Source organism: Methylobacterium sp. Ger2507 (genome assembly GCF_055231875.1).
The window spans coordinates 3778284-3799559 of sequence record NZ_JBUYVC010000001.1; the positions used below are offsets into that span (position 1 = coordinate 3778284).

Sequence of the window (21276 nt, forward strand, 5' to 3'; positions counted from 1 at the left end):
CGGGTGGCGACGCCCCCCGCACAATCTGCGAACGGTCGTTGCTGTGGGTCAGGCCCTGACGAGAGGCTAGTACCAGCACATGAAAGTCGTCGTCGTCGAGTCGCCGGCCAAGGCCAAGACGATCAACAAGTATCTCGGTCGCGATTACGAGGTTCTCGCCTCGTTCGGCCACATCCGTGACCTTCCGGCCAAGGACGGTTCCGTCGATCCCGAGGCCGACTTCCACATGCTGTGGGAGCTCGACGACCGGGGATCGAAGCGCGTCTCCGATATCGTCAGGGCGCTCAAGGGCGCCGACGGCCTGATTCTCGCCACCGATCCGGATCGCGAGGGCGAAGCGATCTCCTGGCACGTGGTCGAGGCGCTCACCGCCCGGCGCGCCCTCAAGGGCATACCGGTGGAGCGGGTGACCTTCAACGCCATCACCAAGGCGGCGGTCGAGACCGCCATGCGCCAGCCCCGGCAGATCGACCAGGCCCTGGTCGACGCCTATCTGGCCCGCCGGGCGCTCGATTACCTCGTGGGCTTCAACCTCTCGCCGGTGCTGTGGCGCAAGCTCCCCGGCGCCCGCTCGGCCGGCCGCGTGCAATCGGTGGCGCTCCGCCTCGTCTGCGAGCGCGAGCGCGAGATCGAGGTCTTCCGCCCCCGCGAGTACTGGTCGCTGGTGGCGACCCTGACGACGGAGACCGGCGCCAGCTTCGAGGCCCGGCTCACCGGCGCCGACGGCAAGCGCATCCAGCGCCTCGACGTCGGCACCGGCGACGAGGCGGCGGCGTTCAAGCGTGACCTCGAACTGGCGACCTTCCAGGTTGCCAGCGTCGAGGCCAAGCCCGCCAAGCGCCACCCCGCACCTCCCTTCACGACGTCGACCCTGCAGCAGGAGGCCTCGCGCAAGCTCGGAATGGCGCCGGCCCAGACCATGCGGGCGGCCCAGAAGCTCTACGAGGGCGTCGAGATCGACGGCGAGACGGTCGGCCTGATCACCTATATGCGGACCGACGGCGTCGACATGGCGCCCGAAGCCATCGCCGACGTGCGCCGGGTGATCGGCAAGGAATACGGCGAGCGCTACCTGCCGGGTGCGCCGCGGAAATACAGCGTCAAGGCCAAGAACGCCCAGGAGGCGCACGAGGCCGTGCGCCCCACCGACATGAGCCGCCTGCCGAAGACGGTGGCCCGCACCGTCGATGCCGAGCAGGCCCGGCTCTACGAGCTGATCTGGACCCGCACGGTGGCGAGCCAGATGGAATCGGCCGAGCTGGAGCGCACCACGGTCGACATCGTCGCCCAGGTCGGCCCGCGCAAGCTGGAGCTGCGCGCCACCGGCCAGGTGGTGAAGTTCGACGGCTTCCTCACCCTCTACCAGGAGGGCAAGGACGACGAGGAGGACGAGGACGGCCGGCGCCTGCCGCCGATGAGCGCGGGCGATCCGCTCAAGCGCGAGCGCATCGCCTCGACCCAGCACTTCACCGAGCCGCCGCCGCGCTACTCCGAGGCCAGCCTCGTCAAGCGCATGGAAGAGCTCGGCATCGGCCGGCCCTCGACCTACGCGGCCGTGCTGCAGACCCTGCGCGACCGCGAATACGTGCGGATCGAGAAGAAGCGCCTGGTGGCGGAGGACAAGGGCCGCCTCGTCACCGGCTTCCTTGAGAGCTTCTTCAAGCGCTACGTGGAGTACGACTTCACCGCCGAGCTCGAAACCCAGCTCGACCGGGTCTCCAACGCCGAGATCGACTGGCGCGAGGTGCTGCGCGATTTCTGGCGTGATTTTTCCGCCGCGATCCTGGGCACCAAGGAACTGCGCGTCACCGAGGTGCTCGATGCCCTCAACGACCTGCTCGGCGCCCATATCTTTCCCGAGAAGGCCGACGGCTCGAACCCACGGACCTGCCCGACCTGCGGCTCGGGCCAGCTCTCTCTCAAGCTCGGCAAGTTCGGCGCCTTCGTGGGCTGCTCGAACTACCCGGAGTGCAAGTACACCCGTCAGCTCGCCGCCTCCGGCGTCGAGGGCGACGGCGAGGGCTCCTCGGAGAACGGCGGCCAGCCGGGCACCCGCGTGCTCGGCAACGATCCCGCGTCCGGCCTGCCCGTGACGGTGCGGGACGGCCGCTTCGGTCCCTTCGTCCAGCTCGGCGAGGCCTCGACGGAGAAGGAGGCCCCGAAGCCCAAGCGCTCCTCGATCCCGAAGGGCACCAGCCCGTCCTCGGTCGACCTGGACATGGCCCTGAAGCTGCTGTCGCTTCCCCGTGAGGTGGCGAGGCACCCGGAGACCGGCGAACCGATCCTGGCCAATCTCGGCCGCTTCGGACCTTACGTGCAGCACGGCAAGATGTACGCCAATCTCGGGCGCGACGACGACGTGCTGGAGATCGGCGCCAACCGGGCCATCGACCTCATCGTGGCCAAGGAGCAGGGCGGCGGCCGGCGCGGTCCGGCCTCCGATCCCGGTCGCGCGCTCGGCGAGCACCCGGAGACCGGCAAGCCGATCGTGGTCAAGTCGGGCAAGTACGGCCCCTACGTCACCGACGGCAGCACCAACGCGACGCTGCCCAAGACCCTAGCGGCCGAGGAGATCGGGCTCGCCCAGGCGCTGGAGCTGATCGCCGCGCGGGAAGCCGCCGGCGGGGGCAAGAAGAAGGCTCCGGCGCGCAAGGCTGCGGGTGCGAAGGCGCCGGCCAAGAAGGCGCCGGCAAAGAAGGCTGCGGCCAAGAAGGCGCCGGCCAAGAAAGCGGCCGCCGAGAAGGCGCCGGCGAAGAAGGCGGCGGACGGCGATGAACCGGCCGCGAAGTCGACGGCGAAGGCGGTTGCGGCCAAAAAGCCAGCGAAAAGCGCCGCCGACACGCCCACGGCGGCGGCCCGCAAGAAGGCGTGAGCGCCCGCTCTGGCATCGGCTGCGTCCCACCCCGCGACCGCTGAGGTTTCCTGACAAACCTCTCGGTCGCGGGCCGGGGCGCTCTCCCGAACGGCAACGGTCCGCTTCGGTTCCTGGCTGATTCCGGGCCGTACCCGTCGGGGGCTGGCGGTCGTGGAGGTCGATGGCGGCGCCGATCCGCACGCAGAGCCGTCCTGGCGTGCCGCCCGCGCGCCCTGCCGCTTCCGGGGCGATCCACGCGCGTCATCGCTCTGCCGGGTGAGTTTGATGGTCGGCGACGGTCGCCGGGCGCCTTCACGGACCGCCCCCGTCGCAGGGACACGTTCGGTGGAGGACGGAAGACCCGGAACGGTTGCGTTCCGGACGGGGTGAGGCCAGGCTGCCCGAGCTTGGGCCAAAGCCCTTCGTCCAGCCATCCTGTCCTCCGATCGACGGCGGAATGCCCCATGCACGTTTGGGTGATGTTCCGGTTGGTGGGTCTTGGGGGACTCGCCGCGCTTTGGGTTGCAGGCGCGCCGCTTCGGGCCGCGGACTATGCCGGCGTCGATCTACGGATACCGATTGCGGCGCAGGAGGGCGGCAGCCTCGAGGCCGTCATGGTGCTCCCGCTCGGCGGCGGCCGGCATCCTCTCGTCATCCTCAGCCACGGATCACCCCGTGAGGCGCGCGACCGCCCCGGCATGAGGGCGCGCGGGATGATGCCGCAACTGGTGGCGTTCGCCCGGCGCGGCTTCGTCGCCGTGAGTGTCCTGCGTCGGGGTTACGGCACCTCGGTCGGACCCTGGGCAGAAGGCTCCGGGCCCTGCGAGAAGGCCGATTACGCCCGATCGGCTCGGGCGGGCGCGGCCGATATCCGGACGGCGATCGCGTTCATGACCCGCCGCGATGATGTCGATATCACCAGGATCGTCGCGGTGGGGCAATCGGCCGGAGGCTTCGCCACCGTGGCGCTCACGGCCGATCCACCCTCCGGTCTCGTGGCAGCGATCAGCTTCGCCGGCGGCCGCGGCTCGCGCGCACCCGACTCGGTCTGTGACGAGGACGCGCTGGTTCGCGCCTTCGGGACCTTCGGATGACGGTCGCACGTACCGATGCTGTGGATCTATACCGAGAACGACCGCTATTTCGGGCCGGCTCTGGCGCGGCGGTTCCGTGCGGCCTTTCAGGACTCTGGCGGGCAGGTCAGCTTCGTCGCCGCTCCGGCCTTCGGGTCAGATGGTCACGCCCTGTTCTCGGCTCCGAACGGTCGGGACATCTGGATGCCCATCGTCGAGGCGTTCCTGGTCCGGCAGGGTCTTCATCTCCCGGCGGTCCGTCCTTCGACACCCTCGTCGCTGAAGCCTCCGCAATCCCTCGGCGCTGCCGGGCAGGCCGCTTTCCAGACTTATCTCGACAGCCCCGGCAGCAAGGCCTTTGCCGTGTCCGCCACGGGCGGATATGGCTGGCGCACCGGACGCGTTTCGGCCCTTGAGGCGCGCGACGGCGCCCTCGCGAATTGTGCGCGTGCCACCGGCACGATCTGCCGGCTCCATGCCGTCGACGACGCCTACGTGGTCGATCCATGAACCCGGACGCCCGTCACGATCCGGGCCGTCACACCTGTGCCATGCGATCGGGTTAACGGGCGAGGTTGCCGCCAGCCTCTACGGACCGTCCCATGACCGAACCGACGCGAACCCGCTCGCAGGCCGCCGAGGCCGCCGAGGATCGCGGCTCCAACGCCAGCGCCAACCCGACCTTCGGCGACGTGGTGGCGGCGCGCTTCGACCGGCGCGACCTCCTGCGCGGGCTGCTCGGCGTCGGCGCCATCGCGGCGGTGGTGACGCCGCGTGCACTGGCCGCCGGTGCGGCCCAGGCGGCCAGCGCGCGCTTTCCGTTCGAAGAAATCGAGGCCGGGTCGGACGCGCACCATCACGTCGCCGCCGGGCACGATGCCGACATCCTGATCCGCTGGGGTGACCCGGTGCTGCCCGGTGCGCCGACCTTCGACCCGCACCAGCAATCGGCGGCGGCCCAGGCCCAGCAGTTCGGCTACAACAACGACTTCGTCGGCTACTTTCCGATGCCGGGGGCGGCCGACCCGGCGGCGCACGGCCTCCTCGTGGTCAACCACGAATACACCAACGAGGAACTGATGTTCCCCGGCCTGGGGCGCCAGGACACTCGGGCGGCCGCGTTCAAGGGCATGACCCGGAACCTCGTCGACATCGAGATGGCGGCCCATGGCGGCTCGGTCATCGAGATCCGCCGCACCGATGGCCGGTGGGCGGTGGTGCCGGATTCGCCCTATGCCCGCCGCATCACGGCGCAGACTCCGATGATGCTGACCGGCCCCGCCGCCGGCACGGAGCGGATGAAGACGGCGGCCGACCCCGGCGGGCGGGCGGTTCTCGGCATGATCAACAACTGCGCCGGCGGCACGACGCCCTGGGGCACCTGGCTGACCTGCGAGGAGAACATCAACTACTACTTCTCCGGCACGCTGCCGGAGGCCTCGCCCGAGGCCCCCAACCACAAGCGTTTCAACCTGCCGGCCGGCGCCTATGCGTGGGGCCGATTCCACGAGCGCTTCGACGTCTCGCGCGCGCCCAACGAGCCCAACCGCTTCGGTTGGGTGGTGGAGATCGACCCGTTCGATCCCCAATCGACCCCAAAGAAGCGTACGGCGCTCGGCCGCTTCAAGCACGAGGGCGCCGCCGGCATCGTCGCCCGGGACGGCCGCTACGTCATCTATCAGGGCGACGACGAGCGCTTCGACTACGTCTACAAGTTCGTCACCGCCGGGCGGGCCGACAGCGGCGACCGCGATCTCCTCGATGCGGGCACGCTCCACGTTGCCCGCTTCGAGGCCGACGGGCGCGGCACCTGGATGCCGCTGGTGCTCGGCGAAGGGCCGCTGACGCCCGAGAACGGCTTTGCATCCCAAGCCGACGTGGTGATCGGCGCCCGGCTCGCCGCCGACCGGCTCGGGGCCACCAAGATGGACCGGCCCGAGGATGTCGAGGCCAGCGCCAAGACCGGCAAGGTCTACGTGATGCTGACCAACAACGGGAAGCGCAAGGCCGACCAGACGGACGCCGCCAATCCCCGCGCCGACAACCGCTTCGGCCACATCGTCGAACTCACCCCCGACGACGGCGACCACGCCGCCACGGGCTTCACCTGGGAAATCCTGGTCCGCTGCGGCGACCCCGGTATCGCTGCGGTGGGCGCCACCTTCTCGTCGGCCACCACGACCAACGGCTGGTTCGGCATGCCGGACAATTGCGCCGTCGACGGGCTCGGCCGGCTCTGGGTCGCCACCGACGGCAATGCCCCCTCGCGCACCGGCCGCAACGACGGCATCTGGGCGATGGAGACCGAAGGGGCGGGCCGCGGCACGGGCAAGCACTTCTTCCGCGTGCCCGACGGCGCCGAGATGTGCGGCCCCTATTTCACCCGCGACGACACCACCTTCTTCGTGGCCGTGCAGCATCCCGGCGAGGCCGACGAGGAGGACCCGAAGGCGGTGCCCGCCACCTTCGAGGCGCCCGCCACCCGCTGGCCCGACTTCGACCCGGCGATGCCGCCGCGCCCCGCCGTGGTGGCGATCACGAAGCGGGGCGGTGGCCGCGTCGGGACCTGAAAGATCGGGCTGTCCCGCCCGTAAGGCGGCTCCGCCACGGTCAGGCCTTCTTAACCACCCCCATACCATGTCATGGGGTGGTACGTTTCGTGCGGCGGAGGCTCCGAGCCCCAGCCCCTGCGAGACGGGAACCCCTTTCTGTTTCCGGTTTGTTCCGGTATGGTGAGAGGATGAAGGCGAATGCTGCACGGTCTCCCTCTGCGATCCGGTCCGCGAAGCCCGCGGCCTCACCATCCCCGGCGCGAGGCGCTCCGGTGAGCGACCCCGCACGCGATCTCTTCGCCGGCGGCAAGCCTCCTGTGCCGAAGCCTCCCGCGCCGAAGCCCCCTGCCTCAAAGCCCGCCGAGCGACGCAAGCTCGACGCCGTGGCGCCGCTTCCGCCCGTCTCGGCGGAAGCCGGCTACGACGCCTCCGACATCGAGGTGCTGGAGGGGCTGGAGCCGGTGCGCCGCCGCCCCGGCATGTATATCGGCGGCACCGACGAGCGCGCCCTGCACCACCTCTTCGCCGAGGTGATCGACAATTCGATGGACGAGGCGGTGGCGGGCCATGCCAGCTTCATCGAGGTGGAACTGGAGGAGAGCGGCCACCTCGTGGTCACCGATAACGGCCGCGGCATCCCGGTCGATCCGCATCCGAAATACCCCACCAAGTCCGCCCTGGAGGTCATCATGACCATCCTGCACGCGGGCGGTAAGTTCGACTCGAAGGTCTACGAGACGTCCGGAGGTCTGCACGGCGTCGGCATCTCGGTGGTCAACGCCCTCTCGGACGAACTCGAGGTCGAGGTCGCCCGCAGCCAGACCCTCTATCGCCAGACCTTTTCGCGCGGACATGTGCAGGGGCCGCTGGAAACCGTCGGCCGGGTGCAGAATCGGCGCGGGACGCGGGTCCGCTTCCATCCCGACGCCGAGATCTTCGGCGCCCTCAAGTTCGACCCGCGCCGCCTCTTCAAGATGGCGCGCTCCAAGGCCTACCTGTTCGGCGGAGTCGAGATCCGCTGGCGCTGCGCCCCTGCCCTGCTGGAGGGCCTGGACGACGTGCCGGCCGAGACCGTGCACCGTTTCCCCGGGGGCTTGCGCGACTATCTCGCCCGCGATCTGGAGGGCAAGGAACTCGTCACCGACGCGATCTTCTCGGGCAAGATCACCAAGCCGGGCGGGCACGGCTCCCTCGAATGGGCCGTCGCCTGGATGGTCACCGACGACGGTGTCTCGGCCTCCTACTGCAACACCATTCCGACCGCCGAGGGCGGCACCCACGAGAGCGGCCTGCGCGTCGCCCTGCTGCGGGCCCTGCGCGAGCATGCCGAGCGCGTCGGCCAGGCCAAGCGCATGACTGCGGTGACAACCGACGACGTGATGGCGACCTGCGCCTCGATGCTCTCGGTGTTCATCCGCGAACCCGAGTTCCAGGGCCAGACCAAGGACAAGCTCGCCACCGTCGAGGCCTCGCGCATCGTCGAGACCGCGATCCGCGACGCCTTCGACCATTGGCTCGCCGCCTCCCCGGCCCAGGCCAACAAGCTTCTCGACTGGGTGATCGACCGGGCGGAGGAGCGCCTGCGCCGGCGGCAGGAGAAGGAGGTTGCGCGCAAGTCCGCCACCCGCAAGCTGCGGCTGCCGGGCAAGCTCGCCGACTGCTCCAAGGCCGGCATGGCCGGCTCGGAGATCTTCATCGTCGAGGGTGACTCGGCCGGCGGTTCGGCCAAGCAGGCGCGCGACCGCGCCACCCAGGCGATCCTGCCCCTACGCGGCAAGATCCTGAACGTGGCCTCGGCCAGCCGCGACAAACTCGGCGCCAACCAGCTGATTTCCGACCTGACCCAGGCGCTCGGCTGCGGCACCGGCACCGGCTACCGCTCGGAAGACCTTCGCTACGAGAAGGTGATCATCATGACGGACGCCGACGTCGACGGCGCCCACATCGCCTCGCTGCTGATCACGTTCTTCTACCGGCAGATGCCCAAGCTCATCGATCGCGGACACCTCTACCTGGCGATCCCGCCGCTCTACCGGATCAGCCAGGGCGCCAAGACCGCCTATGCCCGCGACGACGATCACAAGGTCCAGCTGATCAAGACGGTGTTCAAGAACGGCAAGGTCGAGATCGGCCGCTTCAAGGGCCTCGGCGAGATGATGCCGGCGCAGCTGAAGGAGACCACCATGGACCCGAAGAAGCGTACGCTGCTGCGGGTCGAGGTCCTGGACGAGGCGCGCGATTCCACCGGCGATGCGGTCGAGCGCCTGATGGGCAACAAGCCCGAGGCCCGCTTCACCTTCATTTCCGAACGTGCCGCCTTCGCCGACGGGGCGGAACTCGACATCTGAGGATGGATTGTGCCCGCCCGTCCGGACCTCCGGAGGGGCGCGGCCGGTGATCGGTCGGCGCCTTCGTTCGCTGGGGTTCAGACGGAAGAAGAGGCTAGACGCAAGAAAGCCCGGCCGCGAGGCCGGGCTTTCTTGTTGGAGGAAGTCTCGCGCGACCCGAATGGGTCGCGCGAGATGCCGCCGGATCGGGTCCTAGTACGAGCCGAACTTGTAGTTCAGGCCGGCGCGGACGACGGCGAACTCGGTGCCGCTGTTGCGGTTGGAGAAGCCGGGCTGGCGGTAGAGGACGTTGTTGGTGTCGTAGGCGTAGACGCCGGCGTTGCGGTTGTTGTTGTCGAGGTTCACGTACAGGCCTTCGACCTTGAGCGTGACGGCCGACGAACGGAAGAAGTTCAGGAACGAGTCGGTGGGGAGCGCGTACTCGATGCCACCACCAGCGGCCCAGCCGGTGCGGAAGTCGTCGTTGCCGCGGAAGCCGCCGAACGAACGCTCGTTGCTGCCGGCGCCGTAGGCGAAGCCGCCGGTGCCGTACACGAGGGTGCGGTCGAAGGCGTAGCCGAGGCGGCCGCGGACGGTGCCGAAGTAGTCGAGGCTGGCGGTGCCGCGCGGATCGACGAAGGTGACGCCGGGGACGGCGGTGAAGCCGGGGGTCAGGATCGAGTTGTTGCGGCTGCGGCCGAAGTCGACGTACTGGGCGTCAGCTTCGATACCGACGACCACGCCCGAACCCGGGGTGAACTGGTAGTTGTAGCCGATCTGACCGCCGCCCGTGAAACCCTCGTTGGAGTTGTTCGAGTAGGCGACCTGCGACGGGCCACCGGCGCCGACGAGGCCGTTCGGGCCACGCACGAGGTTCGGGAACACGTTGTTGTAGACGTTGGTGTCGCGGCTGGAGGCGTCGAAGCCGTAACCGGCGTTGAAACCAGCGTAGAAGCCGGTCCAGGTGAACACCGGCACCGGCACGAACACCGGGGGAGCCGCGCGGCGCGGAAGATCCGCGGCCGAAGCGACGGCAGTCAGGCCGGCGAGCACAGTGGAGGCGAGAAGCAGTCTTTTCATTGTTTTACCTGGTCCTGATTGGCGAGAGCCGGCGCGCTTGTAGTCCCTGGCCGATGCGAGGTCTGTCGCTTTCCTGCAACAAGGTCATCTCTTAGGAGCGCAGATGTCAAAGAAGGGTAAAGGTTAGTAGGCCGTCATTTTTGCCTTCTCGCGATCGTGCCATCACGCACATCCAGCTCAACACAGGAACTCGCCCCTGTGCATCAATTGCTGGATTCAAGGGGCCGAGAAAGACTTTCTTCAGATCTGAATTATCGGCACGATCCTGCCTCGTAAGGGGGATTTTTGCGTTTTAATGCCTGTTTGGGGGCTTGAAGAGACCCATATTGCTGCGGTTTGTCGCCGGCAACGAGCTTCGGTCATCCCGGAATTCGCTGCCGCGTATTCCGGATGAATTCTCGCGGGGAAAGAACTCGCCAGGGGAAAGGTGGTCGCGGGCGGACCTTTCCTCTCGGTCGGACGACCGTCCGGATCGGGTCTCAACCGCGCGGTCGCTCGGTTCGCAGGGGCCGCGGCTGACGCGTTTGTGATGGCTGCGGCGCAAGCCAACGCGGGACCGAGAGGCGGCAGCTGAGACGTGGCAGCCGAGACGCGGCAGCCGAGACGTGGCAGCCGAGATGAGGCGGCGGAGTTCAGATGCGCCCGAGCAGCGCCGATAGGGCGGGGGCGAGGCCGAGGGTCGCGAGCGGCGTCGGGACCTCCCCTGTGCCACCGTGGGTCTCGGGAGCCGTGCCTGCGATCAGAACGGCGCGGGTCCCGGCCTCCACCGAGCACAGCACGGGCACCGGCACGTCCGGCTGGATGCGGGCGGCCAGCCCGGCCAGGGCCGCGCCGCCCAGGATGACCGCTTCCGCCCCATCCTGCGTGGCGCAGGCGGTGCAGGCCGCCGCGAGCGCACCGAGGGCCGCCTCCGGGTCTGCCGCGATCTCACCCCCGGTGGGAGCAACGGTGCGCACGCCGGTCAGGTGGTCGCGGAGGCCGATGCCGGTGACGAACTCCGTCAGCATCGGCCCCCACAGGACCCCGCCGGTGACAATGGCGAAGCGTCGGCTTCCGGCGCTGGCGGCCAGGCAGGCCGCCTCCGCCATGCCGATCACCGGCACGGGCGAGACCTCGCGCAGGGCGGCAAGACCCGGATCGCCGAAGCAGGCGAGATAGACGGCATCGCAGCCTGCGACGTGCTCGGCGAGGGCGTCGAGGGCGGCATGGGCCGCGATGGCCGAGGCCGCGCGGCTCGCGATGTAACGGGCGCCGAATCGCCCCGTGACGGGAATGATGGTGGCCGCGGCCCCCGCGATGGTGCGCACGTGCCGCGCCACGAGGTCCGTGACCGCCGGGGTGGTGTTCGGATTGATCAGGAGGATGCGCAAGACCGGTCGGACCTTCGGTAAGGGGGATGTGCTGCGTCTCAGGTGTCGGTCGCGTGGGAGGTGGGACGGACCGGCGCAGGCCGGGTCTCGGGCGTCCGCCTCGACGCAAGGGGCCGGCCAAGGGGGAGCGGCCAAGGAGGCGGCCAAGGAGGTGGCCAAGGGGCGAGCCCGATTCGCGCACCGCGTTGCGGATAAGCCTGTGCGGACGGGGGCTCTCGATTGACAAGGCCGTGCAAGGCCCTAAGTGTCCCCGCAACGCGTGTGCGCGGCGGGTCGTGTGTCGAAGCCGCCCTTGAGCCAGCCGTCGCCGTGTCGATGTCCTCCGCGCCGGTTGGTCCATTCCCGCGCGCAACGGTTCTCATAGAATATGTCTTTTGCCGACCTCGGATTGAGCGACAAGGTCCTCCAGGCCGTCACGGCGGCCGGTTATTCCGAGCCGACGCCGATCCAGGCCCAGGCCATTCCTCACGTGCTCGCGCGCCGCGACGTTCTGGGCATCGCCCAGACCGGCACCGGCAAGACGGCGGCTTTCACGCTGCCGATGCTGACGCTGCTCGAGAACGGCCGCGCCCGGGCGCGCATGCCGCGCACGTTGATCCTGGAGCCGACCCGCGAGCTCGCCGCCCAGGTGGTGGAGAACTTCGACCGCTACGGCATCAACCACAAGCTCAACGTGGCGCTGATCATCGGCGGCGTCTCCTTCGCCGAGCAGGATGCCAAGCTGATGCGCGGCACCGACGTGCTGATCGCGACGCCGGGCCGGCTGCTCGACCATTTCGAGCGCGGGAAGCTGCTGCTCACCGGCGTCGAGCTGCTCGTCATCGACGAGGCGGACCGCATGCTCGACATGGGCTTCATCCCGGACATCGAGCGCATCGTGAAGATGGTGCCCTTCACCCGCCAGACCCTGTTCTTCTCCGCCACCATGCCGCCGGAGATCGAGCGGCTGGCCGACATGTTCCTGCACACGCCGCAGCGGATCGAGGTGGCGCGTCCCGCCTCCACCGCCTCGACCATCGTGCAGAAGCTCGTGGCGACGAGTTCCGAAGGCCACGAGAAACGCGACCTGCTGCGCCGCCTCATCCGCGGCGAGGCGGACCTGAACAACGGCATCATCTTCTGCAATCGCAAGCGCGACGTGGCACTGCTGCAGAAGTCGCTGGCCAGCCACGGTTTCAACGTGGCGGCCCTGCACGGCGACATGGACCAGCGCGCCCGCACCATCGCCCTCGACGGCTTCCGCTCCGGCGAGGTGCCGCTGCTGGTGGCGAGCGACGTGGCGGCGCGCGGCCTCGACATCCCGGCCGTGAGCCACGTCTTCAACTTCGACGTCCCGCATCACCCGGAAGACTACGTGCACCGCATCGGCCGGACCGGGCGCGCGGGTCGCGCCGGGCACGCCTTCACCCTGGTGAGCCGGGCCGACGAGCGCTCGCTCCACGCCATCGAGGCGCTGATCGGGCAGCCGATTCCCTGGGCGGAGGGCGACCTCGCTTCGGTCCCCGTATCGGCACCGTCCGAGGAGGGCGAGTCGACGCGCACCCGCTATCGCGGCAAGACCGGCACGGGCCGGCGGGTCCGCGGTGGCGAAGGCCGCAATCCGGAAGCTCGTAATCAGGAAGGCCGTGCGCCTGCCGAGGGCAAGGCGGAGAGCCGGCCGCCGAAGCGGGAGGGCCGCGCCGAGGCGGGCGGCCGCAGGGCCGCGCCGCGCCGCGCCGCGCCCGAGCGCGCCGCACCCGCGGCGGAGGCCGAGCGGGACGTGGTGGCCGCCGCCCCTGCGCCACAGCAGACGCCGCCACAGTCGCCCCGCCCCGAGCGGACGGCCGAGCGTTCGCGCGACGATCGACGCCCGCAGGCCCGCCGTCGCGGCGACGAGGAGGACGGCGATACCCCGATCGGTCTCGGCTCGCACGTGCCGGCGTTTCTCCTGCGTCCGGCGGTGGTCAAGCCGTCCAAATAACCCGTCGAGAGAGAATGGAGCGCGACGAGATCGGTACGCCAACCGTTCTCGGGAGCCGAAATGGCCTTTCGTCCGAGCCCTTAACGGCCTCTGCACGAACATTTCCGTAAAACGATCAAAACGCGGAGATGCGCCACCCTGTGAGACGACCGGGGGGCGGGACAGTTGGGCGGATCATGGACGGGATACACGGCGACCGCGAACGGAGCTTTGCGCTGGCCGAGCGGGCCAACGCGTTGATGCGGGATTACGGTCCCTCGGCGACGCCGCATTCCTATGCCGTCTGGTACGCCTACGTCGCCGGCACGTATCCGCACATGAATGATGCCTTGAAACGCCTCACGGGCGCGTCCGGGTGCCTGACCGGCCAGGACATCGAGAGCCTCTACGCGAGCCATCTCGATCCGGCACGCCTCTCGGCCGCCACCGAGCGGGCCAGCAGCAGCGTGCTCTCGGAAATTGCCGGCGTGATGGAGGTGTTGGACCTCTCGCTCGGGTCCTCGGCGCAATATGCGGCTTCCCTGCGGACCCTGACGCAGGATCTCGACGGCATGCCGTCGAACCAGACCAGCAGCGTGCGCGAAGTCGTCGCCGCTCTGGTGGCGACGACCCGCGAGGTGACCGCCAACAACCGCACCCTCGAGGCCCGGATGCGCGAGAGCCGGCGCGAGATCGAGGCCCTTCGCGAGACCCTGGAGGCGACGCGCCTGGAGAGCCTGATCGATCCGCTCACCGGCCTGTCGAACCGGAAGCACTTCGAGGACAGCCTGGGCGAATTGGTCCAGGGCGCCTCCGCAGCCAAGCCGGCCTGCCTGATCGTCATCGACGTCGATTCGTTCAAGCGCTTCAACGACGTCTACGGTCACATCACGGGCGATCAGGTCCTGCGCCTCGTGGCCCTGGTCATGCGCGAGCACGTCAAGGCCGGGGCGATCCTGGCCCGCTTCGGCGGCGAGGAATTCGCCATGCTGCTGCCGGATACCGGGCGGGCGGCGGCCTATGCCATCGCCGAGACGGTTCGCACCAGCGTGATGGCACGCGAACTGGTGAAGCGCTCGACCGGCGAGTCGCTCGGCAAGATCACGATTTCCCTCGGCTTGGCGATGCACCAGCCGGGCGATACGGCGGTGTCGTTCCTGGAGCGTGCCGACCAGTGCATGTTCAGGGCCAAGCGCGACGGTCGAAACCGCACGGTGGACGACGCCGACGGGATTCCGGCCGACGCCGTCTTGGACCGGAACCTGTCGAACGTTGCCTGATGGTCCCGGCCTGACGGTCCGGGCTCGACGCGCTCAGGCGCTTGCCAGAACGGCCTCGGGATTCACCGGCGTGATCGCCACGGACTCGCCGCAGCCGCAAGCCGAGGTCTGGTTCGGGTTGTTGAACACGAATTGCGACGCGAGCTTGCTGGTCTGGAAGTCCATCTGCGTACCGAGCAGGAACAGCAGCGCCTTGGGATCGACGAAGACGGTGACGCCGCGGTCCTCGACTTTGTCCTCGCCGGGCTTCTGCGCCTCGGCATATTCCATGGTGTAGGACATGCCGGCGCAGCCGCCGTTCTTCACGCCGACCCGGACACCCGCGATGGGCTGGTCCGCATCCGCGATGATCGCCTTGATCCGATCGGCTGCCGCGTCGGTCAGCGACAGGACCTTGAACTTCGATGCCATGATGTCTCTCCGACAGCCGGGTTCAAGGCCCGGGCGGGTGAGGGTGGTGGAACCCGGTTAAGATAGGGATTGCGGAGGCCGGGGTCTATCCATCGTGCGCAGATGGATTGAAGCGCGCTGGCCTGATGCGCATCGGATCGATGTTGCATGATAGGGTGGCCGGACGGAGGGATCACCATGGCCGATGCCGTACGCCTCACCATGACGCCCGAAGACTTCTTCGTCTGGCAGCGCGATCAGGACGAACTCTACGAACTCGTCGATGGTCATCCAGTGCCGCGGCACCGGATGATGACCGGGGCAAGTATGCAGCACGATCGCGCGACGGTGAACATCATCGTCAGTTTGGGAATGCAACTGCGCGGGAAATCTTGCCGCCCGACGACGGCCGATATCTCGATCCGGACCAGCATCCGGGGCTTGCGTCGGCCGGACGTGATGGTCGAGTGCGCCCCCCTGGTGCCGGATACCTACGAGGCACGCGAACCCAAGCTCGTCGTGGAGGTCGCGTCGCCCTCGACCACCACGATCGACCAGACTCGCAAGGTGGAGGAGTACAAGCGTCACCCGACCTTGGCTTACATCCTTCTCGTGGAGACGCTGAAGCCGCAGGCTCTGCTGTACTGGCGCATCGGAGATGACTGGGAGATCGAGACCTTCGAGGGCCTGGACGCTGTCATCGACATGGCCGCCATCGGCGCGACGCTGGCGATGGCGGATATCTATGATGGCGCCGTCTTCCCGCCGCGCCGGGATCTCGCCAGCGAGGGCTGACCGCGCGTCCGCTACCACATATCGAGGGCGACGCGGGCTTCGTCCGACATGCGGCTCTGGTCCCACGGCGGATCGAACACCATGGTGACGGCGCAGGACTGGACGCCCGGCACGGCGGCCACGGCGGTCTCGACCCAGCCCGGCATCTCGCCGGCCACGGGACAGCCGGGGGCCGTCAGGGTCATGTCGATGGCGACCTTGCGGTCGTCGGCGATGTCCACCTTGTAGATCAGGCCGAGCTCGTAAATGTCCGCCGGGATCTCCGGATCGTAGACGCTCTTCAGGGCGACCACGATATCGTCGGTCAGGCGATCGAGCTCCTCCGGCGGGATCGCCGAGTCGCTCGCGATGGTGGGGGTGTTGGCCCCCCCGGTGATGGCTGAATCGCTCATGGGTCTCTGTCCTGGTCTCGCGATGGCGGGGAGCGGCCGGGCCGCTCCAGAATCGGTCAGGCGAACATCATCTCGGCTTTGGCCAGCGCCTCGGCCAGGGCGTCCACCTCCTGGGTGGTGTTATACAGGCCGAAGGAGGCGCGACAGCTCGAGGTGGCGCCGAAGCGGGTCAGCAGCGGCATCGCGCAATGCGTCCCCGCCCGGATCGCGACACCGTAGCGATCGATCACCGTGGCGATGTCATGGGCGTGCGCCCCTTTCATCTCGAAGGCGATGACGCCACCCTTGCCCTCGGCCGTGCCGATCATCCGCAGGGAATTCATGGCGCCGAGACGCTCCTGGGCATAGGCCAGCAGCGAGGCTTCGTGCGCAGCGATGCGGTCGCGGCCGACCTGCATCATGAACTCCAGCGCGGCCCCGAGGCCGACCGCCTCGATGATGGCCGGCGTACCCGCCTCGAACCGGTGCGGCGGGTCGTTGTAGGTGATGCTGTCCTGGGAGACCGTGCGGATCATCTCGCCGCCTCCTTGATAGGGCGGAAGCCCCTCCAGCCATTCCTTCTTGCCGTAGAGGACGCCGATGCCGGTGGGGCCGTAGACCTTGTGGCCGGTGAAGACGAAGAAGTCGCAATCCAGCGCCTTCACGTCGATCGGCATGTGCACGGCGCTCTGGGCCCCGTCGAGGAGCACGGGCACGCCGTGCGCGTGGGCGATGCGCACGATCTCGGCCGCCGGGGTCACCGTTCCGAGCACGTTCGACATATGGGTGATCGCCACCATCCTGGTGCGCGGCGTGAAGAGCTTTTCGAAGTCCTCGATGAGGAAGTTGCCGGAATCGTCCACCGGCGCCCACTTGATCACCGCGCCGCGCCGTTCCCGCAGGAAGTGCCAGGGCACGATGTTGGAATGGTGCTCCATGATCGACAGGATGATCTCGTCGCCCTCCCCGATCTGGCCGAGCAGGCCCATCGACGAAGCCACGAGGTTGTAGGCCTCGGTGGCGTTGCGGGTGAAGATGATCTCGTCGGTGGACTCGGCGTTCAGGAACTGCCGGGTGGTCTCGCGCGCGCCCTCGAAGCCCTCCGTGGCGGCATTCGCCATGAAGTGCAGGCCGCGATGGACGTTGGCGTAACCCGTCTCCATGCAGGCCACCATCGCGTCGATGACCGCGCGCGGCTTCTGCGCCGAGGCCGCATTGTCGAGATAGACCAGCGGCCGGCCATAGACCTTCTCGCCGAGGATCGGGAACTCAGCCCGGATCGCCTCGACGTCGTAGGGAATATTCGGGACGGGTGCGTTCATGCGGGGACCTGTGTGGTGTCGGACGCGCGCCCCTCTCCCTGCGGGAGAGGGGCGTTGCGGGGTGCGATCAGCCCCGCGCTTTCAGCCACGCCTCGATGGTGCCGATCAGCGCTTCGCGGGCGCCGTCGTGGCTGACCGACTCGATGGCAGCCCCGAGGAAAGCCTGGACCAGCAGGCTCTCGGCCTCGGCCTTCGGCAATCCGCGCTGCATCAGGTAGAACAGCAGGTCCTCGTCGAGGGCGCCGCAGGTGGCGCCGTGGCCGCAGGCAACGTCGTCGGCGAAGATCTCCAACTCGGGCTTGTTCATCATCTGCCCTTCGTCGGACAGGATGAGACAGGCCGACATCATCTTGCCGTCGGTCTGCTGGGCCGCCTGCTGGACGATGATCTTGCCCTGGAACACGCCCGTGGCCTCGCCATCCACCACGGTCTTGAACAGCTCGCGGCTGACCCCGCCGGTGGCGGCATGGTCGGCCAGGAAGGTGGTGTCGGCGAGCTGCCGCCCGTTGAGCATGGCCGCCCCGTTCACCGCCGCGCGGGCGTCGGCGCCGGCGAAGTTCAGGTAGACCTGGTGGCGCGAGAGGACGCCGCCGACGACCACATTGACGGTCTCGACGGCCGATGCGGCGCCGAGCTTGACGGACAGGGTCGACAGGGCCACGGCCGCGCGCCCTTCCGCGTTCAGGCGCGCGTGCCGGAAGGTGGCGTTGTCGGCCACCGTCACGTCGAGGGCGTCGTTGGGCTGGTAGGCGATCCCGTCCGGCCCTTCATGGCTCTCCAGAACCAGAGCCTCCGCGCCCTCCCCCAGCACCACGAGGGCACGGGTGGCGGTCGAATAGGCCTCCGTCCCGGTGCCGACGAAGCGCAGGTGCAGCGGGGTCTCGACCTTGGCGCCGGCCTCCACCGCGATCAGCACGCCATCGGCCAGGAAGGCGGTGTTGAGCTGATAGATCGGGTTCTCCGAGGCCTGACGGACAGGCGTCAACCGATCGAGGTGAGGATGGCCCTCGGTGAGTGCCCGGCTCAGGGAGGTCACGGTGATGCCGGCCGGAATGCGACCGAGATCGGATTCCGCTTCGATCAGATGGCCGTTGACGAAGGTGAGGCGCACGGCCTCGATCCCGGCAAAGCCCTTCGCATCGGCCACGGCCGCCTTCGCGACCTCGGCCGAAGGCATGTCGGCGGGGTGCGCGGCATCGCGAAACGCCGAGCGCAGGTCGGTGTACTTGAAGGCCTCGACGCGGCGGGTCGGCAGGCCGACCGCCTCGAAGTAGCGGAAGGCCTCCTCGCGGGCGATCGAGACGCCCGTGGGGTACTTCATCTTCGTGGCTTCGAAGAGCTTGGACAGCCCGGTCTCGGCCGCGGTGCGGAGCGGGGTGATGTCGGCCATGATCAGGCGGCCTCGCCCGTGCGGTACTCGGCGTAGCCGGAGGCTTCGAGGGCCTTGGCGAGGTCCTTGTCGCCCGACTTCACGATCTGGCCCTGCGACATCACGTGGACGACGTCCGGCACGATGTAGTCGAGCAGGCGCTGGTAGTGGGTGATGACGAGGAACGAGCGCCCTTGCGCGCGCAGGGCGTTCACCCCGCCGGAGACGATGCGCAGGGCATCGATATCGAGGCCGGAATCGGTCTCGTCGAGGACGCAGAACTTCGGCTCCAGGAGCGCCATCTGCAGGATCTCCATGCGCTTCTTCTCGCCGCCGGAGAACCCGACGTTGAGGGCGCGCTTGAGCATCTCCTTGTTGATCTCGAGCTTCTCGGCCGCCCCGTTCACCTTCCGGATGAAGTCGGGGGTGGAGAGCTCGCCCTCGCCGCGGGCCCGACGCTGGGCGTTCAGGGTGGCCTTGAGGAAGGTCATGGTGCCGACACCCGGGATCTCCAGCGGGTACTGGAAGGCCAGGAACACGCCCGAGGCGGCGCGCTCGTCGGGGCTCATCTCGAGGATGTTCTCGCCGTCGAGCAGGATCTCGCCGTCGAGCACTTCATAATCTTCCTTGCCGGCGATGACGTAGGACAGGGTCGACTTGCCCGAGCCGTTCGGGCCCATGATGGCGGCGACCTCGCCGTCGTTCACGGTGAGGTTGAGGCCGTTGAGGATCTGCTTGTCCTCGATGGCGACGGTCAAGTTCTTGATTTCGATCATTTTAGTCTAAGTCCTTCAAACCATTCATTGTGCATCGCTTCGAGGAACGCGATGTTCCCGGCCGGAAAGCCCGAACAATCGCCGATCACCGCATCGATGTTACACCGGGGACACAAGGCGGTTTCCGCGCGAGGAAGCCAGTCCCTAATCTCGGCCGGTGGGAATATGCTGAGGCAAAAGAAGCATCCGCATATAGAAATACTTCTGACCTCTTTGGCATGCTGAGAACTGTGAATATGCGCAGCTCTCAGCATGCTCTTTTCGTATGTCACGACGAGACGCTTAGCCCACCGAGCCTTCGAGGCTGATCGAGATCAGCTTCTGGGCCTCGACGGCGAACTCCATCGGGAGCTGCTGCAGCACGTCGCGGACGAAGCCGTTGACGATGAGCGCGGTCGCTTCCTCATTGGAGAGGCCGCGCTGCTGGCAGTAGAACATCTGGTCTTCCGAGATCTTCGAAGTGGTGGCCTCGTGCTCGAACTGGGCCGACGCGTTCTTGGACTCGATGTACGGCACGGTGTGCGCGCCGCACTGATCGCCGATGAGGAGCGAATCGCAATTGGTGAAGTTGCGCGCGCCCGTCGCCTTCCGGTGCGCCGAGACCAGGCCCCGGTAGGTGTTCTGCGAACGCCCGGCCGAGATGCCCTTCGAGATGATCCGGCTGGTGGTGTTCTTGCCGAGATGGATCATCTTGGTGCCGGAATCGACCTGCTGCATGCCGTTCGACACCGCGATCGAGTAGAACTCGCCGCGGGAATTGTCGCCGCGCAGGATGCAGGACGGGTACTTCCAGGTGATCGCCGAGCCGGTCTCGACCTGCGTCCACGAGATCTTCGAGTTGGCGCCGCGGCAATCGCCGCGCTTGGTGACAAAGTTGTAGATGCCGCCCTTGCCCTCGTTGTCGCCCGGGTACCAGTTCTGGACGGTCGAATACTTGATCTCGGCGTCATCGAGGGCGACCAGTTCGACCACGGCGGCGTGGAGCTGGTTGTCGTCGCGCTTCGGAGCGGTGCAGCCCTCGAGATACGAGACGTAGGAGCCCTTGTCGGCAATGATCAGCGTGCGCTCGAACTGGCCGGTGTCGCGCTCGTTGATGCGGAAGTAGGTCGACAGCTCCATCGGGCAGCGCACGCCCGGCGGGATGTAGACGAACGATCCGTCGGAGAAGACCGCCGAGTTCAGGGTCGCGAAGAAGTTGTCGGTCACGGGCACGACCGAGCCGAGATACTTCTTGACGAGGTCCGGATACTCGCGGATCGCCTCGGAGATCGGCATGAAGATCACGCCGGCCTTGGACAGCTCGGCCTTGAAGGTGGTGGCCACCGACACCGAGTCGAACACCGCGTCGACCGCCACCCGGCGCTCGGGGGCGATCCCCTCCAGCACCTCGACTTCGCGAAGGGGAATACCCAGCTTCTCGTAGGTCTTCAGGATCTCGGGGTCGATCTCGTCGAGGGACATCGCCGCCGGGCGCTTCGGCGCCGCGTAGTAGTAGATGTCCTTGTAATCGACCTTGTCATAGGAGACCCGGGCCCAATCGGGCTCCTGCATGGTCTGCCAGCGCTTATAGGCGTCGAGGCGCCAGGCCAGCATCCACTCGGGCTCGTCCTTCTTGGCCGAGATGAAGCGGATGACATCCTCGGAGATGCCCTTTGCGGACTTCTCCATCTCGATGGTCGTCTCGAATCCGTACTTGTACTGATCGAGATCGATCGAGCGGACGCGATCGATGGTTTCCTGCACTGCAGGCATTAGGCGTCTCCTGACATGCCCGGCGT

16 protein-coding genes are annotated in these 21276 nt (G+C 68.0%); 8 read left to right on the forward strand and 8 right to left on the reverse strand.

Translation table 11 applies throughout. The features are described from left to right. Nucleotides 1-79: 79 nt before the first annotated feature. The 5 genes from topA (at nt 80) to parE (ending at nt 8827) form a co-directional block, all read left to right on the forward strand. On the forward strand, nt 80-2872 hold the full coding sequence (topA, locus tag ACV7NL_RS17395) for a type I DNA topoisomerase (RefSeq protein ID WP_056486776.1): 2793 nt from the start codon (nt 80-82) through the stop codon (nt 2870-2872). A 446-nt stretch (nt 2873-3318) separates the two neighbouring features. Then, the gene (locus ACV7NL_RS17400) at nt 3319-3948 is read left to right on the forward strand and encodes an alpha/beta hydrolase family protein (RefSeq protein ID WP_463356338.1); all 630 of its coding nucleotides are present in this window, start codon (nt 3319-3321) and stop codon (nt 3946-3948) included. Between the two features lie 15 nt (nt 3949-3963). Next, complete coding sequence (locus ACV7NL_RS17405; RefSeq protein ID WP_463356339.1) at nt 3964-4437, forward strand: hypothetical protein; 474 nt, start codon at nt 3964-3966, stop codon at nt 4435-4437. Nucleotides 4438-4529: 92 nt separating this feature from the next. Further along, entirely contained in the window at nt 4530-6497 is a 1968-nt protein-coding gene (locus ACV7NL_RS17410) for a PhoX family protein (RefSeq protein WP_463356340.1), read from the forward strand. 254 nt (nt 6498-6751) lie between these two features. Next, nucleotides 6752-8827, forward strand: coding sequence for a DNA topoisomerase IV subunit B (parE, locus tag ACV7NL_RS17415; protein WP_463356341.1), 2076 nt, complete (start codon nt 6752-6754; stop codon nt 8825-8827). 192 nt (nt 8828-9019) lie between these two features. Here the strand turns inward: parE and ACV7NL_RS17420 are convergent, their stop codons facing one another. Next, nucleotides 9020-9886 carry an outer membrane protein gene (locus ACV7NL_RS17420; RefSeq protein WP_463356342.1) on the reverse strand — a complete coding sequence of 289 codons (867 nt, stop codon included), beginning with the start codon at nt 9884-9886 and terminating at the stop codon, nt 9020-9022. A 632-nt stretch (nt 9887-10518) separates the two neighbouring features. Further along, nucleotides 10519-11256, reverse strand: coding sequence for an aspartate/glutamate racemase family protein (locus ACV7NL_RS17425; protein ID WP_056186956.1), 738 nt, complete (start codon nt 11254-11256; stop codon nt 10519-10521). 367 nt (nt 11257-11623) lie between these two features. Here ACV7NL_RS17425 and ACV7NL_RS17430 point away from each other — a divergent pair, with 367 nt between their 5' ends. Beyond that, a complete protein-coding gene (locus ACV7NL_RS17430; RefSeq protein ID WP_463356343.1) occupies nt 11624-13216 on the forward strand; it encodes a DEAD/DEAH box helicase in 1593 nt (530 codons plus the stop codon). A 176-nt stretch (nt 13217-13392) separates the two neighbouring features. Beyond that, nucleotides 13393-14475, forward strand: a complete 1083-nt coding sequence (locus tag ACV7NL_RS17435) for a GGDEF domain-containing protein (protein WP_463356344.1) — start codon at nt 13393-13395, stop codon at nt 14473-14475. Between the two features lie 33 nt (nt 14476-14508). On the opposite strand, the gene ACV7NL_RS17440 is transcribed toward ACV7NL_RS17435, so the two are convergent. Next, a complete protein-coding gene (locus ACV7NL_RS17440; RefSeq protein WP_056481384.1) occupies nt 14509-14886 on the reverse strand; it encodes a HesB/IscA family protein in 378 nt (125 codons plus the stop codon). A gap of 177 nt (nt 14887-15063) precedes the next feature. Between ACV7NL_RS17440 and ACV7NL_RS17445 the strand changes: the two genes are divergently transcribed. Next, entirely contained in the window at nt 15064-15660 is a 597-nt protein-coding gene (locus ACV7NL_RS17445; protein WP_463356345.1) for a Uma2 family endonuclease, read from the forward strand. A gap of 11 nt (nt 15661-15671) precedes the next feature. Here ACV7NL_RS17445 and ACV7NL_RS17450 read toward each other — a convergent pair whose 3' ends face one another. From ACV7NL_RS17450 to sufB, 5 genes are all read right to left on the reverse strand, one after another. Continuing rightward, nucleotides 15672-16052, reverse strand: a complete 381-nt coding sequence (locus ACV7NL_RS17450; protein ID WP_055954150.1) for an SUF system Fe-S cluster assembly protein — start codon at nt 16050-16052, stop codon at nt 15672-15674. Between the two features lie 56 nt (nt 16053-16108). Beyond that, a complete protein-coding gene (locus tag ACV7NL_RS17455) occupies nt 16109-17353 on the reverse strand; it encodes a cysteine desulfurase (protein WP_463356346.1) in 1245 nt (414 codons plus the stop codon). A 67-nt stretch (nt 17354-17420) separates the two neighbouring features. Then, nucleotides 17421-18743: a Fe-S cluster assembly protein SufD gene (gene sufD, locus ACV7NL_RS17460; RefSeq protein WP_463356347.1), complete on the reverse strand. Its 1323-nt coding sequence runs from the start codon at nt 18741-18743 to the stop codon at nt 17421-17423. 2 nt (nt 18744-18745) lie between these two features. Next, the gene (gene sufC / locus ACV7NL_RS17465) at nt 18746-19498 is read right to left on the reverse strand and encodes a Fe-S cluster assembly ATPase SufC (protein ID WP_056186935.1); all 753 of its coding nucleotides are present in this window, start codon (nt 19496-19498) and stop codon (nt 18746-18748) included. Between the two features lie 282 nt (nt 19499-19780). Further along, entirely contained in the window at nt 19781-21250 is a 1470-nt protein-coding gene (gene sufB / locus ACV7NL_RS17470; RefSeq protein WP_056186931.1) for a Fe-S cluster assembly protein SufB, read from the reverse strand. Nucleotides 21251-21276 lie beyond the last annotated feature (26 nt).